The organism is Klebsiella sp. BIGb0138 (assembly GCF_004342285.1).
In the GTDB taxonomy this organism is placed as follows: Bacteria; Pseudomonadota; Gammaproteobacteria; order Enterobacterales; family Enterobacteriaceae; genus Klebsiella.
Map to the genome: position 1 here is coordinate 23,383 of NZ_SMCV01000001.1, position 25,076 is coordinate 48,458.

The 25,076-nt window shown below is 57.5% G+C and carries 23 protein-coding genes; 9 read left to right on the forward strand and 14 right to left on the reverse strand.

Translation table 11 applies throughout. The features are described 5' to 3' along the window. Positions 1-44: 44 nt before the first annotated feature. The gene (gene gap / locus EDF73_RS00115; RefSeq protein WP_132724528.1) at positions 45-1,055 is read left to right on the forward strand and encodes a type I glyceraldehyde-3-phosphate dehydrogenase; all 1,011 of its coding nucleotides are present in this window, start codon (positions 45-47) and stop codon (positions 1,053-1,055) included. Between the two features lie 43 nt (positions 1,056-1,098). Here gap and EDF73_RS00120 read toward each other — a convergent pair whose 3' ends face one another. From EDF73_RS00120 to EDF73_RS00135, 4 genes are read right to left on the reverse strand one after another with little or no spacing between them, the layout of a single operon-like run. Then, positions 1,099-2,175 (reverse strand): iron-containing alcohol dehydrogenase family protein, encoded by a 1,077-nt coding sequence (locus EDF73_RS00120; RefSeq protein WP_132724530.1) that lies wholly within the window; start codon positions 2,173-2,175, stop codon positions 1,099-1,101. A 27-nt stretch (positions 2,176-2,202) separates the two neighbouring features. Beyond that, positions 2,203-3,069, reverse strand: a complete 867-nt coding sequence (locus tag EDF73_RS00125; protein WP_132724532.1) for an ABC transporter permease — start codon at positions 3,067-3,069, stop codon at positions 2,203-2,205. Further along, positions 3,041-3,895 (reverse strand): ABC transporter ATP-binding protein, encoded by an 855-nt coding sequence (locus tag EDF73_RS00130; protein ID WP_132724534.1) that lies wholly within the window; start codon positions 3,893-3,895, stop codon positions 3,041-3,043. Before EDF73_RS00130 ends, EDF73_RS00125 begins: the two co-directional genes overlap by 29 nt. Position 3,896: 1 nt before the next feature. Further along, positions 3,897-4,928 carry an ABC transporter substrate-binding protein gene (locus EDF73_RS00135; protein ID WP_132724536.1) on the reverse strand — a complete coding sequence of 344 codons (1,032 nt, stop codon included), beginning with the start codon at positions 4,926-4,928 and terminating at the stop codon, positions 3,897-3,899. 316 nt (positions 4,929-5,244) lie between these two features. Here EDF73_RS00135 and EDF73_RS00140 point away from each other — a divergent pair, with 316 nt between their 5' ends. Further along, positions 5,245-6,279 carry a malate/lactate/ureidoglycolate dehydrogenase gene (locus EDF73_RS00140; RefSeq protein WP_132724538.1) on the forward strand — a complete coding sequence of 345 codons (1,035 nt, stop codon included), beginning with the start codon at positions 5,245-5,247 and terminating at the stop codon, positions 6,277-6,279. A 15-nt stretch (positions 6,280-6,294) separates the two neighbouring features. Here the strand turns inward: EDF73_RS00140 and EDF73_RS00145 are convergent, their stop codons facing one another. Then, positions 6,295-6,987 (reverse strand): type II CAAX endopeptidase family protein, encoded by a 693-nt coding sequence (locus EDF73_RS00145; protein WP_132724540.1) that lies wholly within the window; start codon positions 6,985-6,987, stop codon positions 6,295-6,297. Between the two features lie 325 nt (positions 6,988-7,312). On the opposite strand from EDF73_RS00145, the gene EDF73_RS00150 reads away from it, so the two are divergent. Further along, positions 7,313-8,011: an RluA family pseudouridine synthase gene (locus tag EDF73_RS00150; RefSeq protein ID WP_132724542.1), complete on the forward strand. Its 699-nt coding sequence runs from the start codon at positions 7,313-7,315 to the stop codon at positions 8,009-8,011. A gap of 56 nt (positions 8,012-8,067) precedes the next feature. On the opposite strand, the gene tdcG is transcribed toward EDF73_RS00150, so the two are convergent. The 7 genes from tdcG to tdcA all read right to left on the reverse strand — a co-directional run bounded on the left by tdcG (position 8,068) and on the right by tdcA (position 16,952). Then, positions 8,068-9,432 carry an L-serine ammonia-lyase gene (gene tdcG, locus EDF73_RS00155; protein ID WP_132724544.1) on the reverse strand — a complete coding sequence of 455 codons (1,365 nt, stop codon included), beginning with the start codon at positions 9,430-9,432 and terminating at the stop codon, positions 8,068-8,070. 84 nt (positions 9,433-9,516) lie between these two features. After that, a complete protein-coding gene (locus tag EDF73_RS00160) occupies positions 9,517-9,906 on the reverse strand; it encodes an enamine/imine deaminase (protein ID WP_132724546.1) in 390 nt (129 codons plus the stop codon). 13 nt (positions 9,907-9,919) lie between these two features. After that, positions 9,920-12,214: a formate C-acetyltransferase gene (pflB, locus tag EDF73_RS00165; RefSeq protein ID WP_132724548.1), complete on the reverse strand. Its 2,295-nt coding sequence runs from the start codon at positions 12,212-12,214 to the stop codon at positions 9,920-9,922. Between the two features lie 32 nt (positions 12,215-12,246). Continuing rightward, positions 12,247-13,455, reverse strand: coding sequence for a propionate kinase (gene tdcD, locus EDF73_RS00170; RefSeq protein ID WP_132724550.1), 1,209 nt, complete (start codon positions 13,453-13,455; stop codon positions 12,247-12,249). A gap of 28 nt (positions 13,456-13,483) precedes the next feature. Continuing rightward, the gene (tdcC, locus tag EDF73_RS00175) at positions 13,484-14,815 is read right to left on the reverse strand and encodes a threonine/serine transporter TdcC (protein ID WP_132724552.1); all 1,332 of its coding nucleotides are present in this window, start codon (positions 14,813-14,815) and stop codon (positions 13,484-13,486) included. 21 nt (positions 14,816-14,836) lie between these two features. After that, positions 14,837-15,826 carry a bifunctional threonine ammonia-lyase/L-serine ammonia-lyase TdcB gene (tdcB, locus tag EDF73_RS00180; RefSeq protein WP_132724553.1) on the reverse strand — a complete coding sequence of 330 codons (990 nt, stop codon included), beginning with the start codon at positions 15,824-15,826 and terminating at the stop codon, positions 14,837-14,839. Positions 15,827-16,013: 187 nt separating this feature from the next. Beyond that, positions 16,014-16,952 carry a transcriptional regulator TdcA gene (gene tdcA / locus EDF73_RS00185; RefSeq protein WP_132724555.1) on the reverse strand — a complete coding sequence of 313 codons (939 nt, stop codon included), beginning with the start codon at positions 16,950-16,952 and terminating at the stop codon, positions 16,014-16,016. A gap of 759 nt (positions 16,953-17,711) precedes the next feature. Between tdcA and EDF73_RS00190 the strand changes: the two genes are divergently transcribed. Genes EDF73_RS00190 through EDF73_RS00210 form a run of 5 tightly spaced genes read left to right on the forward strand, consistent with a single transcriptional unit; the run spans position 17,712 to position 22,431 of the window. Beyond that, positions 17,712-18,800 (forward strand): ABC transporter ATP-binding protein, encoded by a 1,089-nt coding sequence (locus tag EDF73_RS00190; RefSeq protein ID WP_132724557.1) that lies wholly within the window; start codon positions 17,712-17,714, stop codon positions 18,798-18,800. Beyond that, a complete protein-coding gene (locus EDF73_RS00195; protein WP_132724559.1) occupies positions 18,793-19,422 on the forward strand; it encodes an ABC transporter permease subunit in 630 nt (209 codons plus the stop codon). Before EDF73_RS00190 ends, EDF73_RS00195 begins: the two co-directional genes overlap by 8 nt. Next, positions 19,422-20,090 (forward strand): ABC transporter permease, encoded by a 669-nt coding sequence (locus EDF73_RS00200; protein WP_132724561.1) that lies wholly within the window; start codon positions 19,422-19,424, stop codon positions 20,088-20,090. The genes EDF73_RS00195 and EDF73_RS00200 overlap by 1 nt, the downstream gene beginning before the upstream one ends. Positions 20,091-20,135: 45 nt before the next feature. Continuing rightward, the gene (locus EDF73_RS00205; RefSeq protein ID WP_132724563.1) at positions 20,136-21,035 is read left to right on the forward strand and encodes an ABC transporter substrate-binding protein; all 900 of its coding nucleotides are present in this window, start codon (positions 20,136-20,138) and stop codon (positions 21,033-21,035) included. A 43-nt stretch (positions 21,036-21,078) separates the two neighbouring features. Beyond that, complete coding sequence (locus EDF73_RS00210) at positions 21,079-22,431, forward strand: LLM class flavin-dependent oxidoreductase (protein ID WP_132724565.1); 1,353 nt, start codon at positions 21,079-21,081, stop codon at positions 22,429-22,431. A 36-nt stretch (positions 22,432-22,467) separates the two neighbouring features. Here the strand turns inward: EDF73_RS00210 and EDF73_RS00215 are convergent, their stop codons facing one another. Then, positions 22,468-23,268, reverse strand: a complete 801-nt coding sequence (locus tag EDF73_RS00215) for a PhnD/SsuA/transferrin family substrate-binding protein (RefSeq protein WP_132724567.1) — start codon at positions 23,266-23,268, stop codon at positions 22,468-22,470. Next, on the reverse strand, positions 23,261-24,241 hold the full coding sequence (locus tag EDF73_RS00220) for a fatty acid desaturase (protein ID WP_132724569.1): 981 nt from the start codon (positions 24,239-24,241) through the stop codon (positions 23,261-23,263). Before EDF73_RS00220 ends, EDF73_RS00215 begins: the two co-directional genes overlap by 8 nt. Before the next feature lie 297 nt (positions 24,242-24,538). Here EDF73_RS00220 and EDF73_RS00225 point away from each other — a divergent pair, with 297 nt between their 5' ends. Continuing rightward, positions 24,539-24,982 carry a 6,7-dimethyl-8-ribityllumazine synthase gene (locus tag EDF73_RS00225; RefSeq protein ID WP_132724571.1) on the forward strand — a complete coding sequence of 148 codons (444 nt, stop codon included), beginning with the start codon at positions 24,539-24,541 and terminating at the stop codon, positions 24,980-24,982. Positions 24,983-25,076: the final 94 nt, after the last annotated feature.

Genomic DNA, 25,076 nt, shown 5'->3' on the forward strand with positions numbered 1-25,076 from the left:
GACAACCTACAGTAAAACCAGAGACAACAAATAAGGAGTGGATCATGGTTAAGGTCGGTATTAATGGTTTCGGCAGGATTGGACGTAACGTGTTGCGCGCGGCGCTGGGTAATCCTGATATCCAGATTGTGGCGATCAACGATCTGACGGACAGCAAAACGCTGGCCCACCTGTTGAAATACGACTCGCTGCTGGGCACCCTGCCGGTCAGCGTGGAGGCCGCCGACGGGCAGCTGCGCGTCGATGGTCAACCGGTTGTCGTCTACAGCGAACGCGACCCGGCGCGTATCCCGTGGCGCGATGCCGAAGTCGATATCGTTATCGAAGCCACCGGCTTCTTCACCGAACGCGAAAAGGCGGCGGTACATATTGATCACGGCGGCGCAAAACGCGTCATCATCTCCGCTCCGGGTAAGAATGATGATTTAACCATCGTGATGGGGGTCAACCACGAACGGTACGATCCGCAGCAGCACGCGGTCGTCAGCAACGGCAGCTGCACCACCAACGGCCTTGCCCCCGCCGCCCAGGTCCTGCATCAGCATTTCGGGATCAAACACGGCCTGATGAACACCACCCACGCCTACACCAACAGCCAGGCGTTACACGACCAGCCGGAAAAAGATCTCCGCGGCGCCCGGGCGGCTGCGCTGTCTATCGTTCCCTACTCCAGCGGCGCCGCCAAAGCGCTGGGCAAAGTGATCCCTGAACTGGATGGCCGCCTGACCGGGTACTCCCTGCGCGTACCGGTGCCGGTGGTGTCGATTGTCGACCTTACCGTCACGCTGGAACGCGAGGTGACGGCGGAGGAAGTCAACGAGGCATTCCGTCAGGCCGCCGCTTCCGGCCCGCTGCAGGGCATTCTCGGCTACAGCGACGAACCGCTCGTCTCCAGCGACTATCAGGGCGACCCGCGCTCATCGATCGTCGACGGCCTGTCGACGCTGGTGATTGGCGGGAATATGGTCAAGATCCTCGCATGGTATGACAACGAATGGGGCTTCTCCAACCGTCTGGTCGATCTGGCGCAGTTCATGGCCCGGCGCGAGCGCTAGCCCTGCCCGGGATCAACGCCCGACGAACGCGGGCGTTCACCGTCTACTGCCGGTTGAGGGTCGCCAGCAGCGCCTGCTGCAGGCTGGCGCTATCCACCGGGAAGGGCAGATGTTCACGCGCCTCAGGTTTAATCTGCACCCCTGCCGCAATGCCTGCCAGCAGGGGGAGCGGATCGCCGCTTCCCCACTCCGCAGGCGTCAGCGGCACGTCCATCCGCCGCAGCCAGCCCAGCAGCGGCTCGCGGTCGGCCGGATGACGGTGTTGCAACATCGCCTGTACGGCCAGCCCGTAGCCCACCTTTTCGCCATGCAGCCAGTGATGAAACGCCTCATGATGGGTCATGCTGTTGTGAATCGCGTGGGCCACGCCAATCCGCTGGCTCTCATCGCGGACGCTGTTAGCCAGCCCGGCGAATGCAATCACCGCATCGATGGTTCGCACTAACTCCCGGGTCACCCGCTGGCGACGATTATCCTCCAGCGCCTGCATGCCAGACGACTCAAAAACTTCCAGCGCCATCGCCGAAAACTTAAGCTGCAGCGTCAGGCCGGGCGCGTCGCCGTCTGGCGACTGATAGGGGCTGAACTCGAACCATTTCGCCAGCGCATCGACAATCCCGGCTTTTAAAAAACGCACCGGCGCGGCGGCGATAACCTCGCTATCCACCAGGATCCAGGCGGGAAACCGCCGCAGCGGCAGGCTGCCGCTATGCCCGCCCCGGTGGTTGTAAAGCACGCTGAAGGGCGACCATGCGGCGCAGGTTGCCGCCACCGTGGGCACCTGAATCACCGGCAGTTGCCCGGCCAGCTCCCCCACGCCTTTTGCCGTATCCATCACCGCGCCGCCGCCGAGGCCAACCACGCCCTGGGCACCGCTCTCCTGCGCCTGGCGCGCCAGATTTTGCACGGTCGCGAGGGTACATTTCCCGGTTAAACGGGCGACGTCGAAACCGATACCTGCGCGCTGAAGGCTGTGACGCAGCGTGTCTCCGGCCACGCCAAGGGCATGGCTGCCGGCGACAATCAATACCCGGCGGGCAAGCGGCGCAACGTATTCCCCCACCTTGTTGAGTACCCCCGCCTGCTGCAGATAATTTTCCGGCACTTTCATCGCTATCATTCGCGTTTTTCTCCCTCTTGCCCGGCGCTAGTTCTGCATACCCCAGCGTTTCACCGTCAGCCTTTCCAGCGTCGCAAATACCAGCCCCTCAACCAGCAGGCCAATGGCGGTGACCATGACCAGCCCGGCGAACACCCGGTCGGTATACATCTCGTTGCGGTTCTGAAAAATGTACCAGCCGAGCCCGCCGCTGCCGCTCGACGCGCCAAACACCAGCTCCGCCGCAATCAACGTCCGCCAGGCAAAGGCCCAGCCGATTTTCAGCCCCGAGAGCAGCGCCGGCAGCGCGGCGGGGATCAGGATCCACAGCACGTAACGCCATCCGGTTAATCCATAGTTACGCCCGGTCATTTTCAGCGTCTCCGGCACCCCCATAAAGCCGGACCAGGTATTCAGCGCCATTGGCCATATCACCGAATGGACGATCACAAACACCAGGCTCGCGTTCCCCAGGCCGAACCACAGCAGCGACAGCGGCAGCAGCGCGATGGCGGGAAGCGGGTTAAACATCGCCGTCAGGGTGCTCAGTAAATCCCGGCCAGGGCGCGTCGAGATAGCCAGCGCGCTGATGAGCAGCGCCAGAAGCGTACCCAGCAGATAGCCTTTTAACAGCAAACTGACCGACAGCCACGCCCGGCGGAGCAGCTCGCCGCTCGCGATATCCTCATGCAGGGCGGTAAAGGTTTGCCAGAAACCGGGAAACATCAGATCATTGTTTTGCCAGCGCGCCGCCCCTTCCCATACGGCGATCAGCACCAGCAGCAACAGGGATTTACGCAGCCACGCCTGATTTCCCAGCCGCACGAGCAGCGGCAGCGGTTCGGCAAGAGTGAAATTCTCCAGCGGCGGCAGCTCGCGCTGAAATTCAGGCCGGACAGGAGGTAGGTTGCTCATATTGACTCCCTGAGTGATGATCCTTTGCGCCGACCTCGGGTGATGCCGGGGGCGGAAATAACAGGTCGTGGATCCGCGCGACATCGGCCTGGAACCCCTCCCCGCCGGCGTCCGCCAGCGTGTACTGATGGCAGTTCAGCTCGGCCTTCACCCGCCCGGGATGCGGCGACAGCAGCAGTACCCGGCTGCCGACGATTAGCGCCTCTTCGATGGAATGGGTGACAAACAGCAGCGTAAACCGCACCTCTTGCCACAGGCTAAGCAGCTCCTCCTGCATTTTGCGCCGGGTCAACGCATCGAGGGCGGCAAAAGGCTCGTCCATCAGCAGGACCTGGGGATGCAGCGCCAGCGCGCGCGCAATGGCGACCCGCTGCTTCATCCCGCCGGAGAGCGTATTGGGGTAAGCATGGCGAAACGCGCCGAGCCCCACCTTATGCAGAAAGTACTCCGCGCGCTCCATCGCCTCCGCTCGCCCCGCCCGGCGGCTGGCGATCAGCGGGAAAGCGATGTTTTCCGCCACCGTTTTCCACGGCGGCAGCTGGTCAAACTCCTGAAAAACCATCATCCGATCGGGGCCAGGGCGATTAACCGTTTCTCCCGCCAGGCGGATCGCCCCGGAGACCGGGGGCAGAAACCCGCCAATGGCTTTCAGTAAACTGGATTTTCCGCAGCCGGACGGCCCAAGCAGGACAAACCGGTCCCCCGGCCAGACGTCAAAGCTGACGTCATGGGTGGCCTGCACCAGCCGCTCGCGGGTGCGGTATTGCAGATTAACGCCCTCAACGCGCAGCAGCGGCGGCGGTAATGCGGCGGATATTTCAGACATATCAACTCCCCGGCAGGGTATACGCTTCGCTAAAGAAATAATCTTTCCAGGATTCGGCTTTATGTTTCAGTATCCCCAGTTGATACAGCTTATCGGCATAAACAAACGTCCGCTGCGGGGTAATAGTGAAATTATTTTCCGGGTCTGCGATCATTTTCTCGATAAACGCCGCCGGGAGCTTAGACTGTTCCACCCGAATATAGGATTGCGCGGCCCCGGCTTTATCGGCTTTAATGATTTCCTGCGCTTCCGCTAAGGCAGCGAAAAAGGCGCGATAGGTTTTTGGATTGTCATCATGAAATTTCTCCGTGGTATAGAGCAGATTAAAGGTTCCCGGTCCGCCTAATACATCATAGGAGCTTAATATTTTATGAATACCGGCATGCTCCAGCGCCTGATACTGAAAAGGCGGGCTGGAAAAATGGGCGGTAATTTCCGATTTTCCGCCAATCAGCGCCGCGCTGGCGTCCGGGTGCGGGAGGCTGACCGTAATGTTATCGAAGCGCTTATAGTCAGCGGCGCCAAACAGCCGCGCGCTCTCTATCTGCAGCGTCCGCGACTGAAAACCCACCCCGGCGGCGGGTACCGCGATACGGTCTTTGCTGCTCAGATCCTGCACGCTCTTCACCGCCGGGTTGTTACTCAGCAGGTAGTTCGGCATCGACCCTAATGCGGCGATAGCTTTGACATTCTGCTTGCCCCGGGTGCGGTCCCACAGCGTCAGCGCCGGCGGGACGCCGGCGGCCACCACGTCCAGCGCACCGGAAAGCAGCCCTTCATTGAGTCCGGTGGCCCCGGACAGCGTTCGCCATTCGACTTTGATATCCAGCCCTTCATCCTTGCCATGCTTTTCGATCAGCTGATGATCTCTCACCACGTCGAGGATCAGATAGCCAATGCCGTATTGCTGGGCAATACCGATGGTGCCCTCTGCCCTGGCCCCGGTCGCCGCCAGCAGGGTACTGAACAGGAATAAGGCCGTTGCCGACCGTTTCCATCGATAAGATATCCCGTTGCCTTGCCGTAAATTCATTGCCGCTCCCGTCAATAATCAACCCACCGATCGCCGTCATATCCTGAGGCGTATATAAAAAAGTCGATTTATCCTGAAGCCATTTCCCGGGATTAATAAATTATTTATTGCTATATATTATTCCCGTTAATCCGGACGTCCGTCAGGTGATAACAGTTAAATGACATCGTGGTCTATTTTGCCGGCAAGAATTAACACCCGATTATCACTATGCGTTTTTCAGATATATAAAGTTAGTTTCTGTCGTTATGTTAAGAAATAAACGGCGCTATAGTTTGCCGCTCATATTGTTGAGTGGAATAAACAGGGAGCGGTTATGCCGGTTTTCAATCATCATGAGCTACGTCGTTATTTACGCCAGCATCTGCAGGAAGCCGGAGTGACGGAGACTATTGCCGGCGAAGTGGCGGATAATCTTGTCGAGTCGTCGCTGCAAGGCCATGACTCGCACGGGGTCACGCTTATTCCCCGCTATATCCAGGCCATTCGGGCCGGGGAACTCGATCCGCAGGCCACTCCGCGGCTGCTCCGCGATGCCGGGCCCGTTATCTCCTTTCACGGCGGCAACGGTTTTGGCCAGCTGACCGGTCGGCTGGCTATCGAACAGGCCATTTTGCGGGTGCGGCAGTTTGGCGTGTGTATTATGGGCCTGGCGCAGACCCATCATCTTGGGCGCATCGGCGCCTGGGCAGAACAGGCGGCGGCGGCGGGGCTGGTCTCCTTACATTTCGCTAACGTCGGCGCCCGCTCGGTGGTGCTGCCGTTCAATGGCCAGCGCCCGCGCTTTGGCACCAACCCTTTCTGCGTCGGTATTCCTGTCGCCGGCAGGCCGCCTGTAGTGCTTGATTTCGCGACCAGCACGATTGCCGGCAACAAAGCGCGCATCGCCTGGAACGCGGGACGGGAGCTGCCGCCGGGCTGCGCTGTGGATAATGCGGGCAACCCGACCCGCGATCCGCGCTGGCTGATGCAGGAGCCGCTCGGCGCGCTGCTGGCGTTCGGCGCCCATAAAGGCGCCGGACTGGCGCTGATCTGCAGCCTGCTCGGCGCGGCGTTGACCGGCGGAGAAACCGAAAGCGCCCCGCCTCCCGCCGGGCCCGGTATCATCAACAACATGCTGTCGATCGTCTTCGACCCGACCCTGCTCGGCGCGGGCGAGCGCTATAGCGAGGCCGTGGCCGACATGCTGGCATGGACCCGAACATCGCGGGACGACGACGGGCTGCTGCTGCCCGGCGATGCGGAGCAGCAGCAGCGGCAATATCGCCTGCAGCACGGTATTGAAATCGATGATGTCAGCTGGCAGCAGTTCAAAGCGCTGGAGGGCGCCCTGTTTGCGCCGCAGCGTTGAGATATGAAGCCGGCTTTAGCCTGCGGCGCCCGCTCCCCAGGCGCTGTACTGGATGCCGAGCACCATGGCGTTCATTGCGCTATGCAGCAGGATCGGCATCAGGAGCCCCTTTGATTTCACCCTGGCCGCCACCAGGGTTAATGAGATCATGAATAACAGCAGGAAGGTGCGAAAATCGGAATACTGCAGATGCATAAGCGAAAACAGCACGGACACCGCAATCGCTGACCCGTAAATCCGATCGTTGAACCAGAAGCGGAAGGCGTTAAACAGGCAGCCGCGAAAGACAATCTCTTCGTATACGGGGGCAAGCACCACCATCGCGATGGCATTGAGCCAGAAGAGATATCCCGGGAGCGCCACCTGGGAGACGCTCCAGCCTTCGGGCTTGCTCATCCCCGTCAGCCACGGAAAAATACACTGCAGAAGCAGAATGATGGCAAACAGCGACAGCAGCGTTTTCAGATCGACGCTCCCGCGCCCCAGCCCCTCTCTTTTCCTGAAGAAGAAGTAGTAAAGGGGAACAATAATAAGAAACTCTGTCGCCAACAGCAGCGGGATAAGCAGCCCGCGAGCCATCAGGTCGGCGCTGTTATTAATAAAAAGGGGAAAAAAGGTGATGCCCATCGCCAGGATAAACATCGCAAAACATCCGCTTACCGCTTTACTCCTGGCAATAAACTCTTCACCGTATTTTACGCTTTCCATCGTCTCTCCCTGACAAGGTGTCTGCTCAATGATATCGGTCTGCGCCGCACCTTCCGCACCATCCTACGCATGCCGGATAGCCTGATGGGCGATCGGTCGCGGCATCGCCATTTAAATGCAGATGAGACTTATTATCAATGAAATAATGAGCGCCATCGCATAACCCCCTTATTTTTGGTGAGCATTTTCGCCGGGCCATCGCCCCTTTCCCCCGTCGGCTGAACGCTACGGCCTGGCGGCACGCCTCCCCCAGCTCAGCGCCGGCGGTCGCCAGAGGGCGAAAAATTCGCTATCATCCGCTGCCACCCTTTTTAAGTGCCACGCCATGTCCACCCTTGTCGATACTTTCGTTGCGCCACCGTGCCATACCCCGATAGCGATCCTCTATCAGGATGAACACCTGCTGTTGATTAACAAACCCGGCGGCCTGCTCAGCCTGTCGGGGAAAAATCCGCAAAATCTCGATTCGGTTCACTATCGGCTGGTGCAGGCGTTCCCCGGCTGCACCCTGGTTCACCGCCTGGATTTTGGGACTTCCGGGCTGATGGTGGTCGCCAGAAATAAGGCGATCAACGCCGCGCTCTGCCAGCAGTTCAGCCAGCGAACGGTGAGTAAAGTTTACAGCGCCTTGCTGTGCGGTCATCTGCTTGACGATGAAGGGGTCATTGATGCGCCTATCGCCAAAGATCCGCCGCGCTTCCCACGGATGACGATTTGTGCAACCCGCGGCAAGCCCGCCCGCTCACGCTATCGGGTGCTGGAACGTCTGCAGCGCAGGGGGGAAGACGGTAGCGCGCTGGCGGTGACCCGGGTGCAGCTGTTCCCGGAGACCGGGCGCACCCATCAGCTGCGCATCCACTGTCAGCTGCGGGGACACCCGATTTTAGGCTGCGATCTCTACGGGGGCCTGTCGTTTCCCGGTAGCGAAAGGACCCCGCGCCTGATGCTGCATGCCAGTGAGCTGCACTTTGTCCATCCCGTCAGCGGGGAGCCCATCCACGCCAGAAATGACAGCCCGTTCTGAACCCGATCATGCGACGCAACCGGGAGCGACACGCCGCCCCGTCTTTGCGGAAATGACTACGTACAAACAACCTTGATCGCCAGCCCGCCGCGGGAGGTTTCGCGGTACTTATCGTTCATATCCTTGCCGGTTTCATACATGGTCTCGATAACCTTATCCAGCGAAACCTGCGGCTCGGAGGTTCGACGCAGCGCCATCCGCGCGGCATTCACCGCTGTTACCGCGTTGATGGCATTACGTTCAATACAGGGGATCTGCACCTGACCGGCCACCGGATCGCAGGTCAGTCCCAGGTTATGCTCCATCGCAATTTCGGCCGCAATGCAAACCTGTGCCGGACTGCCGCCAAGCAGTTCGGTCAGGCCGGCCGCCGCCATTGAACAGGCGACGCCTATCTCCCCCTGGCAGCCCACTTCGGCCCCGGAAATGGAGGCATTCATTTTATACAGCCCGCCAATCGCCCCGGCCGCCAGCAGATAGCGGGCCAGCGAACCGGCGTTGACCGGGCGACGGAATTTATCGTAATAGGCCAGCACCGCGGGAATAATGCCGCACGCGCCGTTGGTCGGCGCGGTAACCACCCGCCCGCCCGCGGCGTTCTCCTCGCTGACCGCCAGGGCGAACATATTGATCCAGTCGATGACGTTCATCGGATCGCTGGAGAGGCTATCGCTGGAGACCAGCCGTCGCCTTAACGCCGCCGCGCGACGCGGAACGTTCAGCGGGCCGGGCAGTACCCCTTCGGTATTCATCCCCCGGTCGATGCCGTCGCACATCACCGCGTGGATGCGCATAAAACCGGCATCAATCTCCGCTTTACCGCGCAGCGCCAGCTCGTTTTGCATCATCAGCCCGGAGACCGAAAGTCCGTTGCGCGCGCACAGGTGCAGCAGGTCGGCGGCCGAGCGGAAATCAAAGGGTACCGGGCGTTGCGCATCATGCGCCTGCTCCGTCCCCCCTTCTTCGACAATAAAGCCGCCGCCGATAGAGTAATAGGTTTGACTTTCCCACGGGCTTATGCCGTTCCACGCGGTGATACGCAGGCCATTTTCGTGAAACGGCAGCGTTTCGGTGTGGAAAATAATATCTTGCGTAATATCGAAGTCCACGGTCTGCGCACCGTTGGCGACCGGCAGGCGTCCGCTGCGGGTCACCTGCTGAATAAAGCCGGCGATGGCGTCGATATCCACGCTTTGCGGGCTGTTTCCCGCCAGCCCCATAATAATGGCGACATCGGTAGCATGGCCTTTCCCGGTCAGCGACAGAGAACCAAACAGATCGACCACAATCCGCGTAACCTGGGAAATATCCCCCAGCCTTACCAGGCGATCGATAAACCGTTTCCCGGCATTCATCGGCCCGACGGTATGCGAGCTGGAAGGACCGATGCCCGCTTTAAAAATATCGAATGTGCTAATCATATCTCCCCCCTCGGCTTACCGTTCAGTAAAGAGCGGATGCCACTCTCCTGCTGGCGGCGGAGCGCACGCCCCGCCGCCGGAACTTCAGACTTCACGTAGGGCGATGGCTTCAATTTCCAGCTTCACATCCTTCGGCAGTCGGGCAACCTGCACGCAGCTGCGTGCCGGATAGGCGGCCTGATGCTCATCGAAGAACTGCTGATACACCTGGTTGATGGTGGCAAAGTCGTTAAGATCGGTGATGAACACGGTGGTCTTGACGATACTGCCCACTTCCAGTCCCGCCGCCATGACAATCGCTTTGACGTTTTCCAGGCTTTGCCGCGCCTGATCGGCAACGTTGTCGGCAATATTGCCGGTGTGCGGGCAGAGCGGAATTTGCCCCGAGGTCAGCACCAGGTTGCCCAGATCGACACCCTGTACATAGGGGCCGATAGCGCCGGGCGCGCGTTGTGTTGCAATCCTCTTTCTCATCGTTCCTCCGGCGTTAAAGCGCCTGGGTAAAGGTGCGTGAAATGACGTCCTGCTGCTGTTCGCGCGTCAGCGCATTGAAGCGTACGGCATAGCCGGAGACGCGAATCGTCAGGTTCGGGTAGTTTTCCGGGTGAGCGATGGCATCCATCAGCATCTCCCGGTTCATCACGTTGACATTCAGGTGCTGACCGCCCTCGACCTGCGCTTCGTGATGGAAGTAGCCATCCAGCAGGCCCACGAGGTTGGTTTTGCGAACGCCCGCCTCTTTGCCCAGCGCCGCAGGGACGATGGAGAAGGTGTAGGAGATGCCGTCTTTGGCGTAGGCAAACGGCAGCTTCGCCACGGAGGTCAGCGACGCCACCGCCCCTTTGCGGTCACGGCCGTGCATCGGGTTGGCCCCCGGCGCAAACGGCGTTCCGGCCCGGCGGCCGTCCGGGGTGTTGCCGGTTTTCTGGCCGTACACCACGTTGGAGGTGATAGTCAGAATCGACTGGGTCGGGACGGCGTTGCGGTAGGTCGGCAGCACTTTAATTTTCTTCATAAAGCGCTCGACCAGATCGCAGGCGATGCTGTCGACCCGCCGATCGTTATTGCCGTACTGCGGATAGTCGCCGTCGATAACAAAATCAACCGCCAGTCCGGTGTGGTCGCGTACCGGTTTCACCTGGGCGTACTTAATAGCCGACAGCGAATCCGCCGCGACCGACAGCCCGGCGATCCCGCAGGCCATGGTGCGATAGACGTCGCGATCGTGCAGCGCCATCAGCGAAGCTTCGTAGCTATACTTGTCGTGCATGTAGTGGATGATATTCAGCGCGCTGATGTACTGCACCGCCAGCCAGTCCATAAAGCGATCGAGGCTGGCCATCACCGTTTCATAGTCCAGCACGTCGTCCAGCAGCGGCGCCATCTTCGGACCCACCTGGATCTTCAGCTTCTCGTCCACCCCGCCGTTGATGGCGTACAGCAGGATTTTGGCGAGGTTGGCGCGCGCGCCGAAGAACTGCATCTGCTTACCGATAATCATCGGGCTGACGCAGCAGGCAATGGCGTAATCGTCGCTGTCAAAATCCACCCGCATCAGATCGTCATTTTCATACTGCAAAGATGAGGTGACGATGGAGACCTGGGCCGCATACCTTTTGAAGGCCACCGGTAACGCTTCGGACCACAGCACCGTCAGGTTTGGCTCCGGCGCCGGCCCCATGGTGTGCAGGGTATGCAGGTAGCGGAACGAGTTCTTGCTAACCAGGGTACGCCCGTCCAGCCCCATTCCGCCGATCACCTCGGTAGCCCAGATAGGGTCGCCGGAGAACAGAGTGTCGAATTCCGGAGTGCGCAGGAAGCGCACCATGCGGATCTTCATAATGAAGTGGTCGATCAGTTCCTGCGCCTGCCGCTCCGTCAGGCAGCCGGCGTTGAAGTCGCGCTCAATGTAGATATCGAGGAAGGTTGCGGTACGGCCCAGCGACATGGCGCCGCCGTTCTGCGATTTCACCGCCGCCAGATAGGCAAAGTAGAGCCACTGCACCGCCTCCTGCGCATTGCGCGCCGGGCGCGAGATATCGCAGCCGTACTTCGCCGCCATCTCCTGCATTTGCAGCAGCGCCCGGCGGTGCTCCGCCAGCTCTTCCCGCAGGCGAATGGTCGCTTCCAGATTCTGTCCGTACTCGAGATTTGCCTGCAGATCGGCAAACTGCAGCTCGCGCTCACGCACCAGATAGCGGATGCCATACAGCGCCACGCGGCGATAGTCGCCGATAATCCGTCCGCGGCCATAGCCGTCCGGCAGACCGGTCAGCACCCCGGATTTGCGGCAACGCAGCATATCCGGGGAGTAGGCATCGAATACTCCCTGGTTGTGTGTTTTGCGCAGCTCGGTAAACAGATACGCAAAGTGGGCATCCATTTCCCGGCCATAGGCATCGAAGGAACTTTTGATCATATTGATGCCGCCGAACGGATGCAGAGCTCGCTTCAGCGGTTGGTCGGTTTGCAGGCCGACGATCTTTTCCAGTTCCTGGTCGATATATCCGGCGTCATGCGCGGTAATGGAGGTCGCAATATTGGTGTCGAAATCGACCGGCGCATGGGTCGCGTTTTCAATATGAATACCCGCCATCACCTTTTCCCACAGCGCCGCGGTGGCCGGCGTCACTTCAGCGAGAAATGATTCATCCCCTTCATATGGCGTATAGTTGTGCTGAATAAAATCGCGGACATTAATTTCGTGCTGCCAGTCCGTACCTTTAAAACCTTGCCACGCTTCGGCATACAGCATATCGCTGGTATCGATATCTACCTTCATGAAAAATAGTCTCTCTACAGGACAAAAATAAGTTATGCGAATTCCGCTGGTGCGTTAATTTTTCCTAAGTGAATCGCATCGAGGGCAATCATTTTCTCTTCATTGGTGGGAATAACGGCGCAAATAACCTGAGAGCGCAGTGCGGAAATCACTCTTTCACCATGGGAATTAGGTAAATTATTCATCTGCGGATCTAACCTCACCCCCAGCACCGCCAGATGGTCAATCACCAGACGGCGAATTAATACCGAGTTTTCGCCAATGCCGCCGGTGAAAATAATACCGTCCAGGCGATGCAGCGACGCGGCATGTCCGGCAATATGTCGGGCAATACGATGGACAAAGGTCCCGATCGCCAGCTGCGCGCGCTCATGGCCGGCATGCCATGCTTTCTCCAGCACCCGCAGATCAGAAGAGAGGCCGGAAATGCCTAACAGCCCGGACTCTTTGTTCACCACCCGCTCCAGGTCGCTCAGAGTCTGGTGGGTTTCGCTGGCGATCCACGCCATCGCGCCGAAGTCCACATCCCCGCTGCGGGTGCCCATCATCAGCCCCTCCAGCGGGGTCATGCCCATCGAGGTATCCACGCTCTGCCCGTTGCGCACCGCGCAGATAGAGGCCCCGTTGCCAAGGTGGGCAATCACCACCCCCGAATCCTCTACCGCCAGATCCAGCAGCCTATGTGCCCGCTGAGCCACATAGCGATGCGAGGTCCCGTGGAAGCCATAGCGGCGCACGCCCAGCTGCTCATAATATTTCCACGGCAGCCCGTAGAGATACGCTTCCGGCGCCAGCGTCTGATGGAAGCTGGTATCAAATACCGCCACTTGCCTGACGCCGGGAAAGAGCTGTTGTGCAGACTCAATACCGCTGAGGTTGGCGTAATTATGCAGCGGGGCCAGCGGAGAAACCCGGCGGATATTCTCCATGACTTCATCGGTAATCATCACCGATTCGGTAAATATATTTCCGCCGTGGGCAATACGGTGGCCAATTAAGGCCACGCTGGCCATTAAAGCGCGTTTTTCCAGTTCAAATACCATCGCCTTTAATGCGCCTTCGTAACTGCGGTGAGGCAGTTTTACTGGCTCTCCTTCGTTAATCGATAAAAAGGCCTGTTCCGTATTAATACCATCGGCAATCCCCGCCATTAATACATCACAGGTGGTGGCATCGAGGACTGAAAATTTAATTGAAGACGATCCACAGTTAATCACCAGTACTACCGGAAACTCATTCATGTTACGACTCCGCGGGTCCCGAGCTTAATTAAAACAGTTTGTAGACGATGTTCAGGATGGTCAGTAATCCCACCACGGTGACGAACACGTTATCCAGCCGGCCACGGTATTTCGCCAGCGACGGCGCTTTACGGATGGCGTACATCGGCAACAGGCACAGCAGCGAGGCAATAATTGGCGCGCCCATCGCTTCAATCAGGTCGAGAATATTGGGGTTGGCGTAGGCCACAACCCAGGTGGAGCCCATAATGAAGACCATGCTGATGGTGTTCAGTTTGCCGGTGGAGACCTGTGTTTTATCGCCTTTATAGCCAAACTTAAGAATCAGCCCGTTCAGACCTTCCAGGGTGCCGAGGTAGTGGCCGAAGAACGATTTGAAAATAGCCACCAGCGCAATAATCGACGCGCCGTATTCCAGTACCGTGGCGAAAGTCGATTTGCTGCCGGACATGGCCGCAAAGTGATTGGCCAGATACGAGAGCACCGGAATATTCTGCGCTTTGGCATCCGCCATGTTTTGCGGAGACAGCGTAAACAGGCAGCTAAAGGCGAAGAACATGACCACCGCCACCATCAGCATGCTGGCGCGGGAGATAATTTGTGAACATTTGCGCTCGGTAAAGTCGCGACCGAAATCCTTTTCATACTCTTCCCGCTTTGAAACCACGAAAGAAGAGACGATGGGCGAGAAGTTAAAGGAGAAGACCATGATCGAGATCCCCAGCCATACGGTCACCAGGATGCCATCGTGGCCGGTTAAGGCGATATCGCTGAGATGAACCTGATCGATAACCGCAGAGTTCCAGTAAGGAATCAGCGACAGTGAAATCAGAATCAAACTGGCGATAAACGGGAAGACCAGAAAACTCATCACCTTAACCATCAGGTCCTTCCCGAACCAGATGACGAACGCCATCAGCAGCAGCAGGAACAGCGCCACAAAGCCGCGGTTCAGCGCCGGCATCTGGAGCTGGTTTTCCCAGAAGGTCATAAAGGTATTGGTGATGGTAACGCCGTATATCCATAGCAGCGGGCAAATGGCAAAGAAATACAGGAGCGTGATCACCACCCCGCCGGTCTTACCAAAGTGCTCTTCCACCGTTTCCGTAATGTTGCCGGAAGGATTAGAACCGGAGAGGCATAAACGCGCCAGCGCCCGGTGGCAGTAGAAGGCGATGGGGTAGGCTAAAACCAGCATTAACAGAATCGGGATCAGCCCGCCAAACCCGGCGCGAATGGGGAAAAAGAGCACCCCGGCGCCGATGGCGGTACCAAATAATCCCAGCGTCCAGGTGGTGTCCGATTTACGCCAGGATGACTGTCTTGTCTCGCTGGATACAATGCTATCAGTAGTACTCATATCCTGTCCTCAACAATAAGATTAAGCGTCAACTAAACCCGTAATTTGCGAAACGCGGGAAAGGTCGATATTGCCACCAGAAATAATGCTGACCGTTTTTCGGTTCTGGATATAGCTATCTAACTTGCCGCTTAATAATGCGGCGCAGGCCAACGCGCCAGCCCCTTCAGTAATCACTTTATTCCGCTGAATTAATGCCACCATGCTATGTCGAATTTCATCTTCACTGACCAGCACAATATCGTCGACAAGTTCGCGCACAATTTCATAGGTCAGATTTCCCGGACGCGAAACATCACAGCCGTCGGCTAAGGTGGCGTTGGTACGATGGTTGGTGATCGCCCCCGCATAATACGATGCCGCCATGCCGTGGACATTTTCGGACTGGACGCCAATAATTCTAATCGTCGGGTTGATGGATTTAATCGCAATGGCGATTCCGGCAATCAGACCGCCGCCGCCAATTGGCACAATGACATTATCGACATCATACAGATCTTCCATAATTTCCAGACCAATGGTGCCCTGTCCGGCAATCACTTTGGCGTCGTCATAAGGCGGAATAAAAATACGGCCTTCGAGCTCAACAATTTCGCTAACTTTGGCGATGGTATCGTTAAAGTTGTCGCCGTGAAGAATGACCTCCGCGGAATAATCGCAGGTGGCGGCCACCTTCGATTTCGGCGCCCCCTTTGGCATCACCACTTTGCCGTCAATGCCGAGCATCGCGCAGGAAAGCGAGACCCCTTGCGCATGGTTACCGGCGGAACAGGCCACCACCCCCTTGCGTTTTTCCGCTTCGCTTAATGAGCTAAGCTTATTAAACGCACCGCGGATTTTAAAAGATCCGGTGCGCTGCATATTTTCAAACTTGAGGAATATTTCGCCTTGACAACGCTCGCTGAAATAATTCGAGCGCGGCATTCCCGTTTTATAAATCTTACCTGCTAATCTTTTTTTTGCTTCGAGGATATCTTCAATGGCAACCGGGAGATCGTATGTAATATGCATTATAGCCTCTTGATCAGGGTATTAAATCATCATCCCCTCACGCTTCAAACTGTCCGTTCCGCAGTCGGATAAACAACCGGCGATGATGCGACAATTTAAATTATTCAGGGTATAGTTAGCCGTTACCAAAGGCTGAAAATCAGCGCGCTGGTATGAATTTATAATTAATAAAAATAAGCTCGTTTAATCAGTCAACTTCAATTAACTGGCGTCTCCTGCAGCCATTATAGGCTGAGTATTCTTTCGCTAATTCCACCAATACCGAGGCGGCATTTTTGATTCGATAATTCTTCGACCAAATCGCCGCATAGCGCGCCACCGGTAAGGCCTGTTCAACGGGAATGGTAATAAACTGGTTGGAACCGAACGGCGTGACCATATCGCAGGGAATAACTGTCAGGAAATCAGCATTGAGAACAAGATTATAAATCGTGACGACGGAGTCGGTTTTAACAATGTTTTCACTGTTGATGCCGCTGCGCTGTAGGGTGGCGAGGAGCTCACTGTAATAACCCATATTGGTTTGTGGCAACACCCACTGTTCGTTGTGCAACGATTCCAGCGTGGTGGTGCCGGTGCGTGTTCGGGATTTACTGGCCACCAGCACAAACTCGGATTCAAACAACGGCTCCACGTGCAGATCGTGGAGTTTCATTTCATCGCTCAGCGTACCGATGGCGAAGTCGAGCCGTCCGTCGCGAATCGCCGGCAGGAATGAGGAGAGCTGCGCTTCGTACATGGAGACCTGGGCTTTGGGGAACACCTTTTTGAACTTATGGATCATGTCAGACATAAAGGTAAAACCAATCAGCGACGGGAAGCCGAAGGAGACGTCAACGACCGTATTGCAGGTCATGCTGTTCATCTCATTCACCATGTTCTTCATTTCGCGGGTGATCGACTCAGACCACGACAGCAGCACCTGGCCGGCATTGGTCAACGTCACGCCGGTATTTTTCCGCACCACCAGCTCAATGCCAAAATAAGCCTCAATATCATTAATGATTTTACTGACCGCCGGTTGCGTTAATCCTAATTCTTTTGCCGCCGAGCCAATGGAACCACTTCTGATCACTTCCTGGAAAACCACCAGGTGCTGTGTTTTTGGCAGAGGAATCGTATTCATAGCAACCCACTTTATTTATTTTCTCGACGCCGTGGAGTGTAGCAAATGGCGATCGCACGGTTATGTGAGACCACTCACAAACACCTCGAAGCGGTATTTTACCTGGCGAGCTAAACCAAAAAACAAAGATAAATTTCAAACAGTTAAATTAAAAAAACCAAAAATAATCATGATTTCAGTCAAAAAAATATGCGCGGATAAAAATATTTTATGGGGATAACAAAGGTTAATTTTTAGGCTATTTTACGGGGTCGGAGTTTGATATTTAACCGCTATCGGGGGGATTATTCGTCGAAATCATCATTAAACTCACGGCGTAAATAATAAAATATAATGACAAATAAGATTTTCCCTGGTTTAAATATCGCAGGAGGTCACACTTTTTGGCCTTATTTGTTTGTAAAAGTATGTTTTATTCATTATTACGCAAACTATTTCATACAAACCCACCATCATTTAAAACATAAATTTAACACTGCATTTTGTCATTTTTCCAGCACGTAATTTCTTGATTAAAATCAAATGCAATTTTTCATACGAACAAAAACCAACCCTATAGCCATTTGTGCTGAGCATCACAAATCATGAAAACAACGTGCTAATCAGGCGGACAAGAACGGCAAAAACCCGCGCATTCCAACTATGCAAATGCAAATAACGTATTTGCCCTCCCTGATGCCTCTCTGTAATTTGTTTTTTATGCATCTCCGCCGATGAAAATTATAAATTTCCAGTAAATTCAGAGCGCTACTATTCCCCATGATCAGATTAGAAAACATCAACAAGACCTACCCCGGCAGCGCGCACGCGGCAATACGCGGCCTTAACCTGATGATTAATCGCGGTGAGTTTTGCACTTTCGTCGGCCCCAGCGGATGCGGCAAGACCACGATATTACGCATGATAAATCAGCTCGATAAACCGGACTCCGGCAACGTGTATGTCCAGGGGGTCAATATTGCGCAGGCCGATATTATTCAGGTACGCCGCAGCATTGGCTTTGTCATGCAAAGCGCCGCCCTGTTTCCCCATCGCACGGTAGCACAAAATATCGCAACGGTGCCCAGGCTGCTGGGCTGGAGCAAAGCGCAGATCCGCGCGCGCATTGACGAGCTGGTTGACCTGATGTCTCTGGATCGCCATCTGCTGACGCGCTACCCGCATCAGCTCTCCGGCGGACAGCAGGGGCGCGTGGCCATTGCCCGGGCGCTGGCGGCCGATCCGCCGATTCTGTTGATGGACGAACCGTTCGCCGCGATTGACCCGGTGGTGCGCCAGCGTCTGCAGGATGAGCTGTTACTCCTGCAGCAGCGCCTGCATAAAACCATCGTTCTGGTCACGCACGACATCAATGAAGCCATTCGGCTGGGCGATAAAATCGCGATCTTTGAAGAAGGAGGCGCGCTGGCGCAATTTGCCAGCCCGGACCATCTTCTGGCGCATCCGGCCAGCGAGTTCGTCCGCCGCTTTATCGGCCCGGAACCGAATCTGCAACGCCTGGGAATGATCCAGGTCGGCCAGCTGCCGCGACATGATGTCGCGCTGATAGATGAAAGTCTGGCGCCGATCGCCAGCCCCCATCCTGTGGTGAACAGCCCGCTGCGGCTGGTGCTGGATAGCCAGCAGCGTCCGCTGCACTGGTTTGATCCGGATAAACGCCTTAACCTGCCGCTCGCGCCGCCGTTAGCGGCGGCGAACAGCCTGCGCTTTGCCTACAGCGCGCTACTCGATGCGCCCGGCGGCGTGCTGGTTCATGTCGATGCCGACGGGCAATACCAGGGCAGCATTTCTCACACCTTGCTCCGGCACGTCCTGGACGGCCATGTGGAAATACGCCGCTATGATTGACTGGCGCTGGATCGTCGATAACGACGTCATGATCGGCGAACTGCTGTGGCAACATACGCAGCTGGTCTGCGTCTCGCTGTTGTTCGCTACCCTCCTGACGGGGGCCTTGATCGGCCTGACGCTGCGCTGGCCCGCGGCCGCCCAGCCGTTAATTTATCTGTGCGGGATTTTGTTTACCATCCCGTCGCTGGCGCTCTTTATTCTCCTGCTGCCTTTTACCGGCCTGTCGCTTACCACGTCGGTCATCGGGTTAACGCTCTATTCGTTGCTGATCCTGGTACGCAACGTCGTCGCCGGGATTGAGAAACTGCCAGCTGCCGTGCTGGAATCCGCGCGCGCGCTCGGCTACACCCGCGGGTATCGTTTTATTGATATTGAGCTGCATCTGCTGGCGCCTGCTCTGTTTGCCGGCCTGCGCATTGCCGCCGTGACATTGGTCGGGCTGGTGACCGTCACCGCCCTGATTGGCCAGGGCGGACTGGGGCAGCTGCTGCTGGCGGGCTTTAACCAGGATTTTCTCACCCCCATTGTTGTCAGCCTGGCTCTCAGCCTCATGCTGTCATTGGTACTGGACTCACTGATAGCGCGCGTCGGCTATTGGATAACCCCCTGGGCACGCTAATGGATATCTTACTGGCAACGTTCCGCTGGCTGACACAGCCCGAACACTGGCTCGGCGAGGCGGGTATTTTGATCCGTCTGGGCGAGCATATTTATTATGTGCTCATCAGCATGCTGATCGCCTCGGCCATCGCCCTGCCGCTGGGTATTGCGCTCGGCTACTGGCGTAAAGGCGCCTTTTTAATTATCAACCTGTTTAATATTGGCCGCGCCATCCCCTCATTAGGGCTGATTTTGCTGTGCATTATTTTATTTGGCTTTAATGATATTCCGCTATTCACTGCGCTGGTGGCGATGTCGATTCCGCCCATTCTCACCAACGCCTGGGTGGGAATTTATCACGCCGATCGCTCGCTGTGCGATGCGGCCACCGCGCTGGGAATGACGCCATGGCAAAGCCTCTGGCAGCTCCGTATCCCGCTGGCCTCGCCGCTGATTTTCGCCGGGATGCGCACGGCGCTGGTTCAGCTGATCGCCACCGCGGTGGTCGCCGCCTATGCCGGTCTTGGCGGCCTGGGCCGCTTCCTGATTGACGGTCTGGGGCAACGGGATATCCCGCAGGTTATCGCCGGCTCGCTGGTGGTCTCGCTGCTGGCCATCGGCTGCGAACTGCTCTTTTCCTCTCTTAACCGAAGCGTGACCCATACCCCCCTCGCGCCAGAGTATTGAGTCAACATCCAATAACCATAAATCACCTGCACTGAAAGAGGCACTATGAAACATATACCGGGGTTTTCTGTTCATCATCGCCGTTTGCGCATTTCATTATTGGCCGCCGGATTAGTGAGCCTGAGTTTTAGCGCCCTGGCGGAAAGCGTGACCGTCGGCGGCGCTAATTTTACCGAGAGCTCGATTCTCGCCAATATTTATGCCAGCGCGTTAAAGAAAAATAATATCGAGGTGAAAACCCGACTCAATCTCGGCAACCGCGAGATTATTCTGCCGGCATTGGCGAGCGGTGAGATCGATATCGTGCCGGAGTATCTTGGCGCCCTGCTCAACTATTATGACGGCAAAACGCTGGCCACCCGGCAACGCGACGTCAGAGCGGAGCTGGCGAAGGTGCTGCCTGCCGACTTCACCCTGCTCGCCCCCTCGCCGGCCACCTCAATTACCGCGTGGGCGGTACGCGCGGAGACGGCGAAAAAATACCATTTAAAAACGCTTTCCGATCTTCAGCCGATCGCCCATGAGCTGACCATCGGCGGGCCGCCGGAGCTGGCGGTTCGCGCGCTTGGACTCCCGGGCCTCAAGCGCGTCTACGGCCTTGAGTTTAAGGCGGTGAAGTCGCTGGATATGGGCGGACCGTTGACCCGCCTGGCGCTGAACTCCGGCAAAATCGATGTCGCCACCGTAGTCTCTACGCAGGGTAACCTGGCGAAAGAGGACTGGGTGGTTCTGGTCGACGATAAGCACGAGCAACCCAGTCAGAACGTGGTGCCGCTGGTGCGCAAGGCCAGCCTGACTGCGGAGATCGGCAACGTCCTCAATGACATCTCCGGCAAGCTCGACAACGCGGCGCTGATCGAACTGAATCAGCAGGTCGATCTGCAGCACAAAGATCCGGCCGCCGTCGCCGAACAGTGGGTTAATGCCAACCTCACGCGCCGGTAATCTCCCCGGCCAGGGATGGCCATCACCAAAACGAGCCGCATCCATGTCTAAAAACCCGATGATTCTGAACCTGTTTTTCTTTAATCCCCAGGGAGATTACCGCTTCTCATGGCGCCACCCGCAGGCGCCCGGCAAAGAAATCTTTACCCTGAACTATTATGCCAGCCTGGCGAAAAAAGCCGAGGCGGCCAGTCTCGACGCCATCTTTGTCGCCGATCATATCGCCATCTGGGATACGGTGCCCAGCGGTCTGACGCACTACGCCAACGCGCGACTGGAGCCTATCACCCTGCTTTCTGCGCTGGCGGCCGTCACCGAGCACATTGGCCTGATGGGGACCGCCTCCACGTCATATAACGAACCGTATAACCTGGCGCGCTATTTTGCCTCGCTCGACCTGCTGAGCAACGGCCGGGCCAGCTGGAACGTGGTCACCTCATGGCTGGAGGAGGAAGCGGCGAATTTCGGCCTCGACCAGCTACCGCAGCATGGCAACCACTACCAGCGCGCCGGTGAGTTTATCGACGTTGTCACCCGACTGTGGGACTCCTGGGAAGACGACGCCGTGCTGTATGACAAAGCGAGCGGTCTATTTGCCGATCGGCAGAAGGTGCACTCTCTCAACCATCAGGGGGAGTTCTTTAACGTGCGCGGGCCGCTGAACGTACCGCGCCCGCCGCAGGGCCATCCGGTGCTGGTACAGGCGGGGTCATCGGAGGCGGGGAAAAACCTGGCGGCGAGCTGGGCCGATATGCATTTCGTGTTTATTAAGTCTATCGAGGAGGGGTTGGCCTATCGTCAGGAGATGAATCAGCGGCTGCAGGCGAAGGGACGCGACCCGGCGCATTTCAAAATCATTGCCGGCGTCCTGCCGGTGGTGGTCAACTCAAATGCGGAAAAAGCGGCGCGCCAGCAGCTCAACGACCGCCTGATGAGCGACCAGATGGCGATCGATCTGCTCTCCTCCTACCTGCGGATGGATCTCAGCCCCTATCCTGTCGACCAGCCGCTGCCGCCGCTGCCGGATGAAGAGACCTTTGACGGTATTCGCACCGCGCTGCGGCTGATCCGCCATTACGACCCGGCGTTGACGATTCTCGAACTGGGTCGTCTGCTGCTGCAAAGCTCCGACAGCTGGCTGTTGATGGGCAGCGCCGAAGAGGTCGCCAGCGCGCTGAGCGAAACCTGGCAGGCCGGCGCCGCCGACGGTTTTAACCTGATGTTCCCGCTCCTACCGGGCGATTTTGACCGCTTTGTCGAGCAGGTGGTGCCCATTTTGCAACGCAACGGCGCGATGCATAACGGCTATCGGCCAGGAACGCTGCGGGAAAAGCTGGGCCTCCCGGCCGCGGAAAACCGCTTTGCCCGCCTACAGCAAGCGCAGGGCGCGGGTTAACGGACGTTGCGGAGAAGGTCCGGCCTTCTCCGGCTTTTATAGCCGCGTCAGGCCGCTGTTTCTTGCCGTTTCGCGCCACGCCAGCAGCATAGAATAGGCTTCCCGGGTCTGCGGGCTAAAACCGCGGATCAGCAACGCTTCGCACAGATCGCGATAGCGCGGCGCGCTCACCAGCTGGCGCAACGCCGCTCTTAAGCCGGCGAGGGTTGCCGCCGACGTTTGCGGCCCGCTGATCAGCGGCAGCCCCGGCGCCAGCGGACTTTGCCCCACCACCGCCAGGCCATCGAGCAACGCGGGCTCGTGGCGTCGCAGCAACGCCCAGGTGACGCAGTCGATGGCGGCGATATCCGCCGCCCCCTGCTGCAGGCCGATAAGCGATTGTCGGTGGCTGCCGCTAAAAATCACCCCGGCGAAAAAGCGCCCTTCGTGGGCGAGCGGGGCGACCATTTTCAGCAGTACGTTATAGCCGGACTGCGAATCGGGCGAATTGCATATCACCCGCCGGCCGCGAAAATCGGCCAGCTGCCGCCCTTTATCCGCCTCACGCGCCACCAGCAGGCTACGATAATAGATCCCTTCACAGCCGGGCGCCGAATAGTGAAAGCACCCCACCGTCTGTACCTGCGGTAGTTGGGTGACCAGCGGATAACCACAGGTCTGGCTGAGAAGGAGATCCGGCTGACGCCAGCGGGAGAGCAGATCCGGCGATGCTGCTGACGCAGGCCCCTCACCCACCGCTATCCCCTGCGCCAGCAGCAGCTCCCGCACCGCCGTCCAGAGCGCGCGGGTCTCCTCGAGACCGATGGCATACATCGGAAAATCGATCGCATCACTCATGATTCTCTCCTGGGGGCGCTTCCCTGACGCCGGGATGGGCGTTGACATTCACCGCCTTAAACCAAAAAGCGCGCCACCACTCGCCGTAGCCGCGCACCAGAAAACCGTGGTTACGCTGCTGGTAATGCGCCCGCTCCCGCAGATAAATTTTGCGCAGACCATACCAGGGCACGCCGGGCAGGTCGTGATGCACGGCGTGGTAGTTGAGGTTAAGAAACAGCACCCGCCACAGCAGCCCCGCCTCATTGATCACCGACCGGGCCAGCGGGTCGTCAGCGGCCCGGTGTTCCAGGAAGGAACGGACTTTGGTTAGCGCCAGCGCCGGATAGCTGACCGCCAGCACGAAATAGAGTAGCGAAAAATCACAGCGGGCGATCCACGCAAAGACCCCCGCCAGCAGGACGCCATGAATCCCCCACATCGCCATTGCTTTGCCCTGACGATGGCGAAAGGCGCTGACCGCGCCGGCGAGCGTCTGGATAATGTCCAGCAGCGGTGCCAGCAGCAGCCTGCCGGGAAAGGTATTGCGCAGATGAATCACCTGCCGTTGCCAGGGGGCGAAACGCCGCCAGCGTTCCGCGGTAAAATAGTAGGATTCGGGATCGTCCACCGGCAGCGTCAGGCTGACGTTGTGATGGTGCGCGAGGTGCGAATCGCGATAGAGACCGTAGGGATACCATACCGCCAGCGGCAGGGTACCCAGGAGCTGGTTCAGCCAGGGACGCGACGTCGGGTGGCCGTGGATCAGCTCATGCTGCAAAGACATATACCAGGCGCTAAACCAGATCAGCAGCACGGTGGCCGGGAAAAGGCCCAGCCTCTGCCAGCAGGCCAGCGTCGCGAACCAGCCGCCATAAACCGTTATAATTAATAGCCAGGTGGGGAGTTCACTGCGCCACAGCCAGCTTCGGGAAAGCTGACGAATCAGGTCGCGCTGCTGCTGATGCAAATAGATCGACGGTTTTTTTGCCATGACTGCCGGTACTCTTTCCGCGTTGTTTTTTTACCTCCGAAGATGTGAGATAACGCGAAAAATAACAAAGTATTTAAATCACTTAGCTTTGCCAGAAAGCGGCGAAGGCGGGCTAAACAGTATCAGGATTCATATTAAGTACCGCGCATAGGAGAAAGGCGGGCTTCGTCTCTTGACATTACAGTATAATGTTAACAGTCTGTTCCAATCCGTACCGCTGCTTCGCGCTGAAAGCGGAATATAAGAGATATCATTAGACGCGCCTCGCCTGAGGCGCTCATTTTACAGGAGTGTGTCATGCCATCGTTAAACGTCGCCTTCATCAAAGCCAACTGGCACAGCGACATCGTCAGCCAGGCCCAGAGCGGTTTTCAGCAGGAGCTGGATCGTCAGCAGGTCGACTATGCGCTCGACAGCTGGGATGTTCCCGGCGCATTTGAAATGCCGCTTCTCGCCCAGCGGCTGGCAAAAAGCGGAAACTATGATGCCATCGTGTGCGCCGCGCTGGTGGTCGATGGCGGCATCTATCGCCATGACTTCGTGGCCCAGGCCGTGGTCAGCGGCCTGATGCAGGCTCAGCTGGCGACCGAAGTCCCCGTGTTCTCCGTCTCCCTGACGCCACACAACTTCCAGCCCGCCGCCGAGTTCATCGATTTTTACAGCCAGCACTTCATCAAAAAGGGCCAGGAAGCGGCGAAGGCGGTACTCCAGATCCATAATTTGCCGCTGCCGAAAGCATAATGCGATGAAATGAACCGCTTTCCCGCTAGCGATGGGTCTCCGGCGGCGGTGGTCCTCTGCGGGGACCTGTCGCCGATGAACTGCGGGCCGGGAC